Genomic DNA, 15,041 nt, shown 5'->3' on the forward strand with positions numbered 1-15,041 from the left:
CAACGGTGGTGTACATAGTGGACTTGGTAATGGTGTCAGTGCTGAAAGTCATTTGGTTTTTTTCTCCTTTCGTCTTTATGTAAATAAATATAACACTATGTAACTTTTTCTTTCAACATCTTGACAGATAATTTTTGTAGTGCATACCGTATAGAGTCAGGTGTAAAAACCCCACAAAAAGGTAAAAAGCCTAAGTTGTGAATAGTTAACAACAGTAAATAGGCGTAATTACTGCTAATTACGCCTATAAAACCAAATAATGGCTGATAATCCTTATTTATAAGTGTTTAAATCTAAGTGTTTACCTCTAAGGGTTTAAGTGTGAGTGTTTAAGTTATTACTTTCGGCCTATATCTTTAGGCATAGATGGCATCCCCCCAGCCCGATCCTAGTCAGCCTTTAGATGAAGAGTTATAGCGCTACGCGCAAGTCAGAAGTCAGAAGTCAGAAGTCAGCTAGACTCACGTTTCGGAGTTTAGGAGCGACTGCATCGCTTTCTTCTCCCCCACACCCCACACCCGGTCACCCTACACCCCACACCTGACGTCTTTGTAAAAAACATACCCTTGAAAGGGCAAGGATCATGCCCTACCCTTATTGATTACCCCTAAATTTGATTACTCCTGTAACAGAGTCTTAGACACAATTCTGGTTTTCTTACGATCAGCTTCTGAGAGGTCTTCCCCAGTTTGCAAGATCGTAGCATTGGTTTGCAATACCGTTGCGGCTCCTTTATCCCCCATCTGGATAGCGGTTTTTGCCGCAGTTTGTAACATGGTGGCAGCCCCGGCGCGATCGCCCTGCTGTAATTTTGTTTCCGCAATTTGAGTCTGACGGTATTTAGCTAAAGCTAGAATATGCTTCTGTACCTCAGCATTGGGAACTGGTTGATAAGCCTCCTGGAAATTCGCCTGGACTGGCACGATTTCCGAGAGTAACTCTTGTCCACCACTGGATGGGTCATCATATCTGACTTGTATATGGGCAATGGTTTGACGACCCTCTGGCATTTTACCAACATACAAGTTAGCGAGAATCACCCGTTTTGAATCAGTCATCAAATCTCCCAAACGTACCATAAAGCGATCGCCTTCTGATTGTGCTGGGAGTTCAATCGCATCTGGTTCTACTTGGGCGATGGGTTTGAGCTCTGCTAACCGCACTTTTGGCATTAAATCCAACAACAGATAAGCATTAGTTAAGCCCACAGACTGCATGCGGTTGAACAAACGTGCAAACTCACTCAGGGCTTGCTCTGGTTCTTCAATGTAAGACAAGCTACCAGTAGCAATATCCGAAATTTTTTCCAAAATATCTTGGTTCCAGTTGGAACCGAATCCCAGACTGTTGATAGTCAAGTTATTTTCAGCAGCCAGTTCAGCTAATTTTATGCAACTTTCATTATTTCCATGTTCGTTTTCCCCATCAGTGAGGAGAAACACCTGAGATACCGTGTCTTGTTTAGCTTTAATTAATTCTTTAACCCCTAGCTTCAGACCTTCATCAATGGCAGTACCCCCATCAGCCGCAAGTCGGTTAATCTTTCGTTTGATTTGGTCTAGGTTGCCCATCGGTTGATTGCGAACCAGCACTTTGGCTCTGTGGTCAAAGGCCACAATCGAGAGGCGGTCATCCGGTTGCAGGCGCTCAATTAACCCCACTGCTGCTTGCTTGACAGTTTCCAGGGGCTGCCCATGCATGGAGCCACTGTGGTCGAGTACCAGACACAAATTCAAGGGTACACTTCGACTAGAGGAAGCAGCGATCGCAGAAATCGCCATGGATAACTGACGCTGACTACTCGGTTGATTAGCATCAATATTAGTATCGTTAAGGGCTGGGTGCAAACCAACTTTCATTTTAGATAGCTCCTCAGACAGCAAGGGTAATTGATTATGGGTGTAGAGGCTATCGGTCAGCATGGGTGTAGCCATTGAGCTGCTTACAATAACCCCCAAATAAGGAAGTTTTCCCCCATGTTACAGTTTTAACCTTTAGGGTAGTAACCGGCACGAAGAAAGTAGGCAAGCTACACTGGTTAAAGATAGTGCCATTATTGCAGCCCCAAATATCATGAAACGACCCATCCAGGCTGTTCAATCTACCTACTATGGTAGACCTGCCTACCGCACGCCGCCACCAGACTTACCCTCGCTGTTGTTAAGTGAGCGGATTGTATATTTGGGTATGCCCTTGGTGAGTGCGGTAACAGAATTAATTATTGCCGAACTGCTGTATTTACAGTACGACGACCCAGACAAGCCCATTAAAATTTACATCAATTCCACCGGCACATCCCGTTACGATGGCCAACCCGTGGGTTTTGAAACCGAAGCCTTTGCCATCTGTGACACCATAAATTACATCAAGCCCCCTATCCACACTATTTGTATTGGTTCAGCCCTTGGGATGGCAGCAATGCTACTCTCCGCAGGAACTAAAGGCTGTCGGGCAAGTTTACCCAATGCCACTATTGTCCTACATCAGCCCAGGAGTTATGCCCAGGGTCAAGCCACGGATATCCAAATTCGTGCTCAAGAAGTTCTGACCAATAAGAAGACGATGCTCAATATCTTGTCTCGCAATACCGGTCAAGACCAAGAAAAAATTGCTAAAGATATGGATCGCTTCCTTTACATGACACCTCACCAAGCCCAAGAGTATGGTCTGATCGACAGGGTGCTAGAACCTCAAGAGCTTGATACTCCGATTCCTGCTGGTATTACTTAAGTTGTAAGCATATGCGCTACGCGCAGGCTACGCCAACAGCTGATAGCTAACATAAAATTGATCAATCTTTACATCCCCTTTTCCACAATCTAGTACTAACTCGGAGCAAATTATGCCCATTGGTGTGCCCAAAGTTCCCTACCAGATGCCAGGAAGTCAGTATACTGAATGGATTGACATCTACAACCGTCTCTACCGGGAACGGATTATTTTTCTAGGCAAAGAGGTTGATGACGAAATCACCAACCAGATCATTGCGGTGATGCTATATCTCGACTCTGAAGATAATAGCAAAGATATTATCCTCTACATAAACTCTCCTGGTGGTTCAGTCACCGCAGGCATGGCTATTTATGACACCATGCAGCATATCAAATCCGATGTAGTCACCGTTTGTGTTGGTCTAGCTGCCTCCATGGGGTCTTTCCTGCTAGCTGCAGGTAAAAAAGGAAAACGAATCGCTTTGCCTCACTCCAGGATTATGATTCACCAACCCTCTGGGGGAACCCGTGGACAAGCTACGGATATTGAGATTGAAGCTAGGGAAATTTTGCGGATCCGCCATCAACTCAATGAAATCTACGCCCAAAATACCGGTCAAGCCCTAGAAAAAATCGAAAAAGACATGGATCGGGACTTTTTCATGTCAGCTGATGAAGCCAAGGAGTATGGCTTGATTGACCAAGTCATTGACCAGAGAGCCCTCTAGAGTTTTGCTCTGGTCAATTTGATCAGAACTTACACTGCCAAGGCGGTTATTAACGGTAATTGCACCAATTGCAGCATTTGATTTATAACTGGAAAGCGGGTTGTAACCGTCTTGGTGAGTAAGGGCTGTTTGATGATCTGGTGATGAAGTAGTATAAAGGGAAAAGTAGTGACATTATTGAACAGGGTACTCTATATATAGGAAACACAGAAACAGATAAGTCTGTCTCAACGCTTATTGATTACTTATCCCATTGATGAATCTGGCTGATTGCTATCGCTTATTGGGTGTAGGTCCAGGAGCAAAGCAGGTTGAAGTAAAAGAGTCTTATCGGCGTCTGGCACGTCGGTATCATCCTGATATTAACCCTGGAGACAAGCTTGCCCAAGAAAAGTTTATTCGGTTTACGGAGGCTTATAAGCTTCTCCTCAGTGCTATCAAAGAGTGTGACCGTGAACCAGTATTAACCTCCGCCACTAGCTTTGGTAATCAGAGTAATCAGCCTGGGGACTCACATCCCCCAACCTCAACTTGGGTAACACCTAAGCCACCATCCGTTGAATTCAATCAACCCCTCTCAGCAGTTGAACAACAGCTGAAGTGGGATTCCTATCATCAACTCCAGCAATTGCTTCGGGAGCGACGGTTGATGAGAGCGATCGCATTAGTAGAAGCCTTGGCTCAAAGAATGCCCCAAGACCCAGAAGTGCGTCAGTGGCAAGCGATCGCTTATCAAACTTGGGCAAGACACTTGGTTAAACAGCACAAGCTCGATAAAGCTAGAAATTATCTTAGAAAAGCCCTCAAGACTGACCCCTACAATAAGTCTCTGTGTGCTCAGATAGAACAGGATTTTCTTGTGATCGAGCAGATGATATAGCGCTACGCGCAAGTCACAAGTCACAAGTCACAAGTCACAAGTCAGCTATGACTAAGTGTCGGAGTTTAAGAATGTCAAACATCTGAATGCGTAGTGCTATAACGGAAGCTAAAATCACCAATTGTGTAGTACTAGCCTTTAGTAAATCCTTTAATAAATATCTTTCGAGTTAGCATTCAAGTAAGGACGCTTGATATCAATTCCAAGCAAAGAAAAGTTATGGAGGATAAAATTCATCCGACCTTCTGGAGAGTCGTGACCTTGTAGCCAAGCTTCTAGTAACGCATTAGCAACAATTTGGCAGCGATTCATGCCAAAATCTTCTTTAGGGGTAAATTTATAATCAGGTTCTTCTGATAGAGCCAATCCTGGTAACAGCTGCTTGGTAAACAGAGGCACCCCTTGCAGAAAATGGGATTTGTGTTGAGCATAAACAGTCTTAAGCATAGGTTTAACTGTTCTATAACTACCCTTTTCAAAGCACAGCACCCCTGAATCATAACGCCCGTAGTCAGAAGGATTGTATAGCACCTTAAACGTGAAAGGAATTTTGACTCGGTTCAATCCCTCAGTGATAGCTTTCATAACAGCAACTGCACCTTCAGGACTCAGATTAAAATAGACATTTACTGTCTGGTGGTCACCATCTGAATGACAAGGATTAACTCGACCAGCATTACCAACCGCTACATAGAATCCGTTTTGAACTAAATTATGAGGCATCCGGATTGCCACTAAGCTCCCTATAGTAGCAGCCTTATCAATCGGTTGTAAGTGGAAATCTGGCCTAATGTGCAGAATTAGACCCTTCTTTTCCACAGCTAGACTACCATCACTTTCCTGCCTTAGCACTAACCAGCCTGGATCAAAGTAGCCTTGAGAGCGATTACTTTCGCACAATCGCTGACAAAACTCTAGGTTAAGCCCCCTTACGGTATTGTTCTCCAAATCCTCGTCAACTGCCCAACCATTTGAATTCTGATCCGCTGCAAGAGTCGTTTGATAAGAGCCGTTGTAGTAGATACGGTAGAGAAACGTTCGCAGTTGCAGGCTTAGATGCGTATTCTGGATCTTTAAGGGTAGTTGCTGAAAACGAGCTACCACTTCATCTGGAAGTTCCAGGGGTTTGTACTCTGGATGAGTAATATAGAAATTAGATTGAATCTGAACATTGTTAAGAATGTCAGAAAAAACATCAAGCAATCCAGGTATAGAAGAATCCAGTCGTTGAGTTCGTAGAGCATCCAGTAATTGCATAATCAACACCTTAGGACTTAGGCAGGAATACGGCTAGGACAAGTGAGTTCAGATTCTGTGATGCCAAAAACAATCATGATTGATTGCTCTGGATGGCATAACAAGGTCTTAGCAACCTGAAGCATACAGATACCTGTATTGTCAAAGGGTTTGAGATTATTGATCTTGATATGAATTTTGCGAATCAAGACAAACCCAGCAAATTGCATGGCTCGTCTCAAAAAATTCTGACGTCGCTCAATAATTTCTGGAAAGTGAGCCAAATAAGCTTGAGTTAGAGCAACAAGGCTAGGTTGAATTACCTCAAGGGGAGTTGTGGCGAGACGCAAAGCAGTTTCAACATCGATTGCTGTACTGATCACCAAGCTACTCAGCCAAATTTGTAGATAGCTAGCGATAATGGTGCCTAAATCTAAGGTCGGATCTCCCCAAGTGAATTTCTCCCAATCAATTACTCTAACCATGCTTGTCGCTTCTGGCTTTTTGCTAGAGAGGCATTGCTCCCACTCAAGGTGCAGTAATATGTTTTTCAGTTTTAGGTCATTGTGGATCAGACAGCAAGGGTCCCAAATTTCGTTAAGTTCTGCGAGGGCTTGCCCTAAACTCTCGTAGCGCTGATAAAGTCTAAAAAATTCAAGAGAATCTTCAGAATAGAACCCAAAAACTTCTGGTTCAATTCGTTCTAACCTTTCAAGAAAGTCAACCTCTTCGTCAATCGGTAGCTGTTTAGAATTAGAGTTCAAAAAGTCTTTATATTCCTGACAGTCTAGAGTCGTGCGATGGATTGTGGCTATAGTAGCTCCGATCTGCCTAGCGATATCAGTGGGAAAAACCTGCTCTTTACTATAAAAATACGCTAAATCACAATAGTCATTAAGATAGTTAAAAACCAGAATTGAGCGACTTGAATCAAAATGAATCGCCTCGGAAATTAGTGGGCGAATAGAGCTTAGCTCTGGAAACTCCTGTAAAAACTCATAAAAAAGCCATTCGTACCAAAAATCACCATTAGTTTTCCCTTCATGATCGTGACGCTCTTGCTTAATCAGAAGATAGCGATCCTCAGTCAAACTCACCAGCAAATTAAAGTTTTTACCAGATTTTGGTTCAATCTGGAGCAGAGATTCCTGATTTGCTTCACAAATTCCCTTTTCGACTAGATAATTAAAAACGTTTTTAGAGCTTAATAAAAAAGTCATCAAAAATTACGGCTTTAAACTAACCCGTGATCACTCAACCCAGGAGAATCCTAGTTCTATCAGATGGTACTTTGTAAGAAGGTAATGAGCAATGTTTAAGGAAATCACCCATTACCAATTCATTTTAATCAGGATGTATTGGTAGCAACTCAAAGCGTAAATTGCGATCAGGTAGTGGTACCAGCACGCTTCTTAAAAAAGCCTGGAAATAGCAAGAAAAATTGCTGGATAATAACGTTTTGGTTAACGATTGCAGTACCACCGTTATCAGCGATCGCAAGTCCTTGCAAGTCCACCTCATTAAGGATAATAGGCTCGCCTGTGCCACCAAAATCTTTAGGATCAATAACAGTGGGTTGTCCCTGGTTTTGACCTCCTTCAATCTTGTCGAGCTTATCTTCCGAAACATCTGTCATGAAGTCCAAATCTTTGATGGAATCCATGAAGCCTTCAGAAGTTGAAAACAGAGCCGAACCAGCAGGACGCTGATTATAAATTTCCATCTCATCCATATTGAGTAATCTCCTTGTTCAAAAGGTTTAATTTGGGTTAAATTAGCTCTAGAGAATCGTTCCAGTAATGACGATTATGGGTAGGCATTAAACATTAGGGCAATCATATATATATCGCCCAAAGTTTAGTTATTATTTCTGCAGCCAGTAAAGCAGTTTCCCTAAGCCTAGAGGTTTGGTGAAAGGTAAAGTAGACTTTGCAAATCCAGAGTAAAATCCTTCACCTATTCTTCCTACATCAACTCTCTAGTGCCAAATTCATTGATGCAATGATTGGTTGTTTAAACCAAGCTACTTGTATTTAATTAAGATAACGATATAAATTGCTGTTGTCTCGCCATTGTGGCGTAAAGGTTTGTTTAAGGTTAACAAGTTTAAGGTTAACAAGTTTAAAGTTAACAAGTTTAAAGTTAACAAGTTTAAGGTTAACCGGTTGTTAGCCCTTGGCATCCCTTGTAGGGTAGGTTGAAAGTTATTCACTATTGAGGGAACAGCGGATCACCGGAACAGCGGATCACCGGAACAAAGGGTTCACAACTGGAAGATTAGAACCTGCAACCTTTAAATAGTGAAAAATAAAGCCAGGATAATTCTAGTCCTATCAGAGGGTAATTAGGAATTTGGAATGGACAATTTTAAAGGGAATAACCCATTCCAAATTACCTTTAAACAGGATGTATTTGTAGCCAATAAAAGCGTAAAATGCGATCAGCTAGAACTACCACCACGCTTCTTAAAGAAGCCTGGAAATACCAAGAAAATTTGCTTGATAATAACGTTTTGGTTAACAACTGCAGTACCACCGTTCTTAGCGATCGCAAGTCCTTGCAAGTCCACGTCATTAATGATAGGCTGGCCCTTGCCGAAAAAGCCATTAAAGTCTTTGGGATTAGAGGGGCGTTTGCGGCGTCCGCTGCTGCTTTTGTCACCTCCTTCAATCTTGTTGAGCTGATCTTCCGACACATCTGTCATGAAGTCCAAATCTTTGATGGAATCCATGAAGCTTTCCGAAGTTGAAAACAGATCCGAACCAGCAGGACGCTGATTATAAATTTCCATCTCATCCATATTCAGTCATCTCCCTTTTCACAAGGTTTAATTTGGGTAAAATTAGCTCTAGAGAATCGATCCAGTAATGACGATTATGGGTAGGCATTAAACATCAGGGCAATCATATATATATTGCCCAAAGTCTAGTTATTATTTCTGCAGCCAGTAAAGCCGTTTTCCTAACCCTAGAGGTTTGGTAAAAGGTAAAGTAGACTTTGCCAATCCAGAGTAAAATCCTTCACCTATTCTTCCTGCATCAACTCTCTAGTGCCAAATTGATTGATGCAATGATTGGTTGTTTAAACCAACCTACTTGTATTTAATAAGATAACTATATAAATTCCTGCTGTCTCGCCATTGTGGCGCAAAGGTTTGTTTAAGCTTAACAAGTTGTTCGCGTAGGGTGGCCTTTTGGCCAAGGTTAACCAGTTGGAGGTTGTTCGCGTAGCGTGGCCAAAGGCCAAGGTTGAAAGTTAACCGGTTGTTCGCGTAGCGTGGCCAAAAGGCCAAAGTTAACCGGTTGTTCGCGTAGCGTGGCCAAAAGGCCAAAGTTAACCGGTTGTTCGCCCTTGGCATCCCTTGTAGGGTAGGTTGAAAGTTATTTTTTGAGGGAACAGCGGATCTGGGAACAGGGAACAGAGGGTTCACAACTGGAAGATTAGAACCTCCAACCTTCAACAACCTCCAACCTTCAACAATCTTCAACCTTAAACAACCTCCAACCTTCAACAACCTCCAACCTTCAACCTTCAACCTTCAACCTGCAACCTTTAACCTCCAACCTCCAACCCAAATAACCTTAAATCTTGCAAGTTAAATCACCAGTCTTTTGACTAAAGCGCAGATTTTCGCCATAATCCACCGGACAATCAATCACCGTAGGCACATCTTGAGCTAATGCTTCTCGTAGGATAGGAATCAACTCATCCACTGAATTGACACGATAGCCTTTTAGTCCCATACTTTCAGCAAATTTGACAAAATCTGGATTGCCAAAATTCACGAAAGCCGACTCACCAAAGTGATTTTGTTGCTTCCAATCAATCAAGCCATAGCCACCATCATTGAAAATCAGTGTCACAAAGGCAGTCCCTACTCTTAGTGCTGTTTCAAGTTCCTGGCAATTCATCATAAAGCCCCCATCACCAGTGACTGCCACAATATTGCGATCCGGATAAACCAGCTTAGCCGCTACTGCTCCTGGCAAAGCAATCCCCATCGCTGCGAAACCATTAGAAATGATACAGGTATTAGGACAATCACAATGGTACTGACGAGCCATCCACATCTTATGAGCTCCAACATCAGAGATCACAATATCTTCTGGTGCCATAACCTGGCGTAGGTCATAGATCAGTTTTTGTGGCTTGATCGGAAAGCCTTCATCATTAGCATACTGTTCGTAGTCCTCTCGAATTTCCGACCGAAGTTCAGCAGCGGATGATATTGGTTTACCTTCCCGGTCTCCCTGCTTCATAATTTCCTTAAGAGAGTCAGAAATATCCCCCACTACCTCCACTAAAGGAATGTAGCTTTTATCAATTTCTGCTGGACTCGCACCGATATGAATAATGGGAATCTTGCCCTCTGGATTCCACTTTTTCGGAGAATATTCAATCAAATCATATCCCACCGCAATCACCAAATCAGATTGCTCAAAAGCACAGGTGATGTGGTCCCGTTGTTGCAGTCCCACGGTCCACAAGGCCAGGGGATGAGTGTAAGGAATACACCCTTTACCCATGAAGCTATTGACCACTGGAATATTCATCCGGGTGGCAAATTCGGTTAAGGCTTCAGCAGCACCAGCACGAATTGCGCCATTACCCGCCAAGATTAGGGGATTTTTCGCCTTAGAAATTGCCACAGCTGCCTTACCCAAACTACGGAAAGACGCAAAGGTTTTTTCCCGACCATCTTTGCCTAGGGGTTGGCTATCGACTGCCATGGCCGCAATGTTTTCTGGCAAATCTATGTGTACCGCTCCTGGTTTTTCGGTCTGAGCGATTTTAAAGGCCTTACGGACAATTTCTGCTGTGGTGTCAGGGCGAACAATTTGCCGGTTCCACTTAGTCACTGGAGCAAACATTGCCACCAGATCCAAGTACTGGTGGGACTCAATATGCATGCGGTCCGTTCCCACCTGACCAGTAATGGCTACTAGGGGTGCTCCATCCAAGTTGGCATCAGCAACTCCAGTCATTAAATTAGTTGCCCCTGGACCGAGGGTAGACAGGCAAACTCCAGCCTTTCCTGTCAGCCGTCCGTAAACGTCTGCCATAAAGGCTGCTCCCTGTTCATGACGAGTGGTAATAAATTGAATTGAAGAATGTCTAAGAGCTTCTAGAACATGGAGATTTTCTTCTCCAGGTAGTCCAAAAACGTACTCGACTCCTTCGTTTTCTAAGCAATGTACCAATAGTTCAGCAGTATTCATGTCACCCATATCTAATCATCCCTGGTATATATATGGTTTTGGTATCCAAATAATCTTTGATTGTAAAAATTCCTGTTTAGATTTCTTTTGAGATTCCTTTTTAGCTTTTTCTATTAGCCTTCGTCCATAGTTGTTATTAGTTCATGACAAGCGATGCAGCGCGGTCTTGGGGAGCCAGTGCGGTCTTGGGGGTTCCCCCCATGAGCAACTGGCGTGGTTTCCCCCACTCGCTATTGCATCAAGACAAGGATTTAGGATTTGAGATCCTGTGAATCCCAATTTTTTAGAAGTCAGTCAGTTGGAATCGGGCAATCTTAAATCAGCTTGTGATAAGCTTTTGATAACCATGAAAGAAGCAGAGTACTGAGTTGTATAGCCATTCTGGCTTCTATCCGTGTGAGTTTAATAAAAATTAACAGTAAAAACTTGATGGTAAAAAGTTAAAAATGTTACAGAAAAACTTTCTATTTTCCCCTTCACCAGAACCACAGGGATAGAGACAGATACACAGATAACTTCACCAACAAGGTGAATTTCAATAATAGTGCTGAGTCCTGAGTCGGAGAATCCGTCAGTAGTAACTGTCACTGTTCAAGATTCAAATAGAATTGCTATAGGCTAATGGAATCTAGGGTAATGGTATTAGGCTAATGGTATTAGCCTAATACCTAGAATTTTCACTTCACCCAAACAGTTTTGATGTTTACGAACTCATGTATCCCTTGAATGCTTAGTTCTCGCCCATACCCAGAACGTTTGATCCCACCGAAGGGTAAACGGGGGTCGGATTTGACTAAACCATTGATAAACACTGCTCCAGCTTCGAGTTCATCAATCAGCCTGGGGATTTGCTCCTCATTGGTTGTCCAGGCACTGGCTCCTAATCCAAATACTGTGGAATTGGCAAGCTTAATCGCAGCATCAATATCCGGAACTCTAAACAATAGAGCAACAGGGCCAAAAAATTCTTCGTTATCGGCTGGAGTCCCTGGTGGGAAGTCAGTTAGAATTGTCGGGGGGTAGAAGTTTCCAGCGCGATCGCTTAAAGGATGGCCACCCACAAGAACCTTTGCCCCTTGTTCAATGCAGGCTTGTACCTGTTGGTCTAAGTCTCTAAGAATACCAGGGGTTGCCAACGGGCCAATATCCGTATCTTCCGCCATGGGATCTCCCACTTTCAGGGCTTGGAATTTTTCCAGTAGGCGTTGCTGAAAGTCATCCGCTACTGCGTCCACCACAATAAACCGTTTCGCTGCAATACACGATTGACCGTTATTGAGCATCCTAGCAGTCACACCTGTGGTAGCTGCTGCTTCTAAATCGGCACTGTCTAGGACAATAAACGGGTCACTTCCCCCTAGTTCCAGGACAGTTTTCTTGATTTGTGTCCCAGCCGCAGCGGCTAAAGCCGCTCCTGCTAGCTCACTACCAGTTAGGGTGGCAGCTTTGACCCGTGGATCCTGAATTACTGCCTCTACTTGGTCAGCACCAATCAGTAAGGTCTGAAACACCCCTTCCGGAAATCCTGCTTCAGCAAAGATTTGCTCAATGGCTAAGGCGCATTGAGGCACATTAGAGGCATGTTTGAGCAACCCCACATTTCCCGCCATCAATGCTGGAGCAGCAAAACGGAAGACTTGCCAAAATGGAAAATTCCAGGGCATGACTGCTAGAATTACTCCTAGAGGTTGGTAGCGCACAAAGCTTTGGGTGGCATCGGTAGAGGCTGGGACATCTGCCAGGAATTCAGCTGCGTGTTCAGCGTAGTACCGACAAACCAAACCACATTTTTGCGCTTCTGCGATCGCACTTTTGAGGGGTTTTCCCATCTCCGTGGTCATCAGCTCGCCGAATTTGACTCGATCCCGCTCTACAATCTCCGCCGCTGCGTTTAGCCAATCTGCTCTTTGCTCCATTGATGTTTCGCAGTATTGCTCAAACGCCTCTTGGGCAACGGCTAGCTTGGTCGCAATCGACGACGGACTCTCTGGCTCAAAGGTTTTGATGGTTTCCCCGGTTGCTGGGTTAACTGTAGCGATACCCATGGCTTCCTCCTCCCCCCAATGGGGATAGTACTTCCAATTCTTTGATTATAACTAATTATTTAGACTATGACTTATTTATGCCAAAATGGCTTAATAGTTTGATATACTTTGAAAAAGCGTCAACCCGTTGCCGAGGGAAACTACCAATCAAGCAAGTGTTAACCTAATATCAAGTTTTCTCCTACTACCACGAAATTTATCTCACCAGTTTTTAAAACAGTTATCACGCCAATTCTAGGGATTAGGGGTTAGGGGTTAGGGGTTAGGGATTAGAGCTTAGGGATTAGAGCTTAGGGTAATGCCGTCAGGTATTAGGTATTATTTAAAACAGGGGCATTTGATAACCTACTTGCTAAAAGAGGCGCGCTTCATAGGCTTGTCATAATACCCTTACCCATTAAACCTAGAGCCATTCAAGCATTAACCTAGACCCTTAAATTAGTAATTTTATAATTTAGTCGATTATACTTGTCTGAGATAAGAACTAATGACGAGAGCTAGATTGTGCCTTATTTAATTGCTAAATCAGAGCCGAATAACCAAGAAAGTTATAAATTGAGCAGTGGCTCCAATACCATAGGACGGGAAATAAGTAATAGTATTACTGTAATTCATAAAAGTCTTTCCCGTCATCATGCTCAGGTTACAATCACGAATGATCGGGTTATCCTAAAAGACTTAGGTAGCCTCAATCACACGTTTGTTAATGACGCCAAAATTGACCAGTGTGAACTCAAAGACGGAGACTTAATACGTCTGGGCAGTGTAATCTTTGAATTTGTGAGTAATCATGACAGAATCACCCCAAATATTCTGAAGGATAATGATTCCAACTTTTCGATTGTCAGCCGGTTATCCCCAGAAAAAACCCGTGTAGAAATTCAGGAATTACTGCACCATGACAGTTTAGCTGATCAAGGCTCAGCCCTGAAGCTGCGAGAGAAAGAGACAGGTCAACGCTCAGTAGACAAGTTAAAAATATTATTGGAGGTGAGTAAGCAACTTTCCTCTCCCGATGAGCCTGATCACTTGTTGAGAAAAATTCTTGACCTGCTGTTCGAGATTATGAATGTAGACCGGGCAATCATCCTCATGGTTAATCAAGAAACAGGAATGCTAGAGGAAAAAGCTGTCAACTCCCGAACAGGCATACCGACCCATGAGCGATTTTATAGCAAACGAATCACCAATTTCGTACACCAGAAGGGGGATGGAGTTTTAATTGCTGATGCTGCCATTGACCAACGATTCAGTAATTCCCAGTCAGTGCTCCAGCAAGAAATCCATGCCTCCATGTGCGTACCCCTAAAACCGAGAGAAGAAGTGATTGGGGTATTGTATGCGGACAATCTCTCTAGAGCCAATATTTACTCTCAAGAAGACTTGGAGTTTTTGACGGCTCTGGCTAACCAAGCTGCGATCGCAATTGACAATGCTCAACTTTACCAGAAGATGCAGGAAGAAGCAGTAATGCGGAGTAAATTTGAGCTTTTCTTTCCGGAAGCTGTGAGTAAAAAGCTCAAGGAAGAAGGCCACTTGGAAATTATAGATACCGAAGTAACCGCCCTGTTTGCCGACATCAGTAAATTTACCGAAATGTCTTCTCGGATGAAGCCACGCCAAGTAATTGAGATGCTCAATGAGTACTTCCAGGTGATGGTAGAGGATATTGTGTTTGAATACGAAGGCACTTTAGAAAAATATATTGGGGATGCCTTACTGGCTGTGTGGGGAGCCCCCTATTGCCAACCAGACGATGCTGACCGAGCCGTTCAAGCTGCGATCGCAATGCAACGAGCAGTTATTCACCTAAATCAGGATTGGTTCAAGCGGCGCAATTTAGAGATTCAAATCCACATTGGACTCAATACTGGGAAAGTAGCAGCAGGTAATATCGGTTCACAGAAGCTGATTCAATACGCTACTATCGGTGACACTACCAATGTTACTAGCCGCATCTGTAGTGCCGCTCAGGAGGGAGAGATTCTAATTTCCCAAAGCACCTTAGACAAGCTGAGGAATAAAACTCTACCGTTGGAAAAAATGTCCCCGGTTAAGGTTAAAGGTAAAGACCAGCCCCTCCAACTGTACCGCCTACGGTGGGATACTTAATTCCGGGGGAGCTAGAAAAGTTAAAGGTTACAGGTTTAAGGTTGAAGGTTACAGCTTGAAGGTTACAGCTTGAAGGTTACAGCTTGAAGGTTACAGCTTGAAGGTTACAG

General features: G+C 43.5%; 12 protein-coding genes. 4 read left to right on the forward strand and 8 right to left on the reverse strand.

Annotation, left to right across the window (positions count from 1 at the left end; genetic code table 11):
• Positions 1-617: 617 nt before the first annotated feature.
• Positions 618-1,859 (reverse strand): vWA domain-containing protein, encoded by a 1,242-nt coding sequence (locus tag AC4II3_RS24610; RefSeq protein ID WP_488014949.1) that lies wholly within the window; start codon positions 1,857-1,859, stop codon positions 618-620.
• Between the two features lie 214 nt (positions 1,860-2,073).
• On the opposite strand from AC4II3_RS24610, the gene AC4II3_RS24615 reads away from it, so the two are divergent.
• From AC4II3_RS24615 to AC4II3_RS24625, 3 genes are all read left to right on the forward strand, one after another.
• A complete protein-coding gene (locus AC4II3_RS24615) occupies positions 2,074-2,730 on the forward strand; it encodes an ATP-dependent Clp protease proteolytic subunit (RefSeq protein WP_488014947.1) in 657 nt (218 codons plus the stop codon).
• A gap of 112 nt (positions 2,731-2,842) precedes the next feature.
• Positions 2,843-3,439: an ATP-dependent Clp protease proteolytic subunit gene (locus AC4II3_RS24620; RefSeq protein ID WP_075900331.1), complete on the forward strand. Its 597-nt coding sequence runs from the start codon at positions 2,843-2,845 to the stop codon at positions 3,437-3,439.
• A gap of 256 nt (positions 3,440-3,695) precedes the next feature.
• Positions 3,696-4,319, forward strand: a complete 624-nt coding sequence (locus AC4II3_RS24625) for a J domain-containing protein (RefSeq protein ID WP_488014945.1) — start codon at positions 3,696-3,698, stop codon at positions 4,317-4,319.
• Between the two features lie 150 nt (positions 4,320-4,469).
• Here AC4II3_RS24625 and AC4II3_RS24630 read toward each other — a convergent pair whose 3' ends face one another.
• The 7 genes from AC4II3_RS24630 to AC4II3_RS24660 all read right to left on the reverse strand — a co-directional run bounded on the left by AC4II3_RS24630 (position 4,470) and on the right by AC4II3_RS24660 (position 12,819).
• Positions 4,470-5,576, reverse strand: coding sequence for a T3SS effector HopA1 family protein (locus tag AC4II3_RS24630; RefSeq protein WP_488014943.1), 1,107 nt, complete (start codon positions 5,574-5,576; stop codon positions 4,470-4,472).
• Between the two features lie 17 nt (positions 5,577-5,593).
• Entirely contained in the window at positions 5,594-6,775 is a 1,182-nt protein-coding gene (locus tag AC4II3_RS24635) for a phosphotransferase family protein (RefSeq protein ID WP_488014941.1), read from the reverse strand.
• Between the two features lie 167 nt (positions 6,776-6,942).
• Positions 6,943-7,287: a hypothetical protein gene (locus AC4II3_RS24640; RefSeq protein WP_488014939.1), complete on the reverse strand. Its 345-nt coding sequence runs from the start codon at positions 7,285-7,287 to the stop codon at positions 6,943-6,945.
• A gap of 708 nt (positions 7,288-7,995) precedes the next feature.
• Positions 7,996-8,355 (reverse strand): hypothetical protein, encoded by a 360-nt coding sequence (locus AC4II3_RS24645; RefSeq protein ID WP_488014937.1) that lies wholly within the window; start codon positions 8,353-8,355, stop codon positions 7,996-7,998.
• Between the two features lie 781 nt (positions 8,356-9,136).
• A complete protein-coding gene (locus tag AC4II3_RS24650; protein ID WP_488015874.1) occupies positions 9,137-10,783 on the reverse strand; it encodes an acetolactate synthase large subunit in 1,647 nt (548 codons plus the stop codon).
• Positions 10,784-11,176: 393 nt separating this feature from the next.
• Positions 11,177-11,362, reverse strand: coding sequence for a hypothetical protein (locus AC4II3_RS24655; protein ID WP_488015872.1), 186 nt, complete (start codon positions 11,360-11,362; stop codon positions 11,177-11,179).
• Positions 11,363-11,451: 89 nt separating this feature from the next.
• Complete coding sequence (locus AC4II3_RS24660; RefSeq protein WP_488015871.1) at positions 11,452-12,819, reverse strand: NAD-dependent succinate-semialdehyde dehydrogenase; 1,368 nt, start codon at positions 12,817-12,819, stop codon at positions 11,452-11,454.
• Between the two features lie 504 nt (positions 12,820-13,323).
• Here AC4II3_RS24660 and AC4II3_RS24665 point away from each other — a divergent pair.
• Complete coding sequence (locus AC4II3_RS24665; RefSeq protein ID WP_488015869.1) at positions 13,324-14,931, forward strand: adenylate/guanylate cyclase domain-containing protein; 1,608 nt, start codon at positions 13,324-13,326, stop codon at positions 14,929-14,931.
• Positions 14,932-15,041: the final 110 nt, after the last annotated feature.

Source organism: Moorena sp., from assembly GCF_982860115.1.

What these genes read in the sequence shown, in the direction of transcription:
- AC4II3_RS24640 (WP_488014939.1), bottom strand. Translation starts at nt 7,287, where the DNA reads ATGGATGAGATGGAAATTTATAATCAGCGTCCTGCTGGTTCGGCTCTG.
- AC4II3_RS24630 (WP_488014943.1), bottom strand. Translation starts at nt 5,576, where the DNA reads ATGCAATTACTGGATGCTCTACGAACTCAACGACTGGATTCTTCTATA.
- AC4II3_RS24625 (WP_488014945.1), top strand. Translation starts at nt 3,696, where the DNA reads ATGAATCTGGCTGATTGCTATCGCTTATTGGGTGTAGGTCCAGGAGCA.
- AC4II3_RS24615 (WP_488014947.1), top strand. Translation starts at nt 2,074, where the DNA reads ATGAAACGACCCATCCAGGCTGTTCAATCTACCTACTATGGTAGACCT.
- AC4II3_RS24650 (WP_488015874.1), bottom strand. Translation starts at nt 10,783, where the DNA reads ATGGGTGACATGAATACTGCTGAACTATTGGTACATTGCTTAGAAAAC.
- AC4II3_RS24635 (WP_488014941.1), bottom strand. Translation starts at nt 6,775, where the DNA reads ATGACTTTTTTATTAAGCTCTAAAAACGTTTTTAATTATCTAGTCGAA.
- AC4II3_RS24645 (WP_488014937.1), bottom strand. Translation starts at nt 8,355, where the DNA reads ATGGATGAGATGGAAATTTATAATCAGCGTCCTGCTGGTTCGGATCTG.
- AC4II3_RS24610 (WP_488014949.1), bottom strand. Translation starts at nt 1,859, where the DNA reads ATGAAAGTTGGTTTGCACCCAGCCCTTAACGATACTAATATTGATGCT.
- AC4II3_RS24620 (WP_075900331.1), top strand. Translation starts at nt 2,843, where the DNA reads ATGCCCATTGGTGTGCCCAAAGTTCCCTACCAGATGCCAGGAAGTCAG.
- AC4II3_RS24660 (WP_488015871.1), bottom strand. Translation starts at nt 12,819, where the DNA reads ATGGGTATCGCTACAGTTAACCCAGCAACCGGGGAAACCATCAAAACC.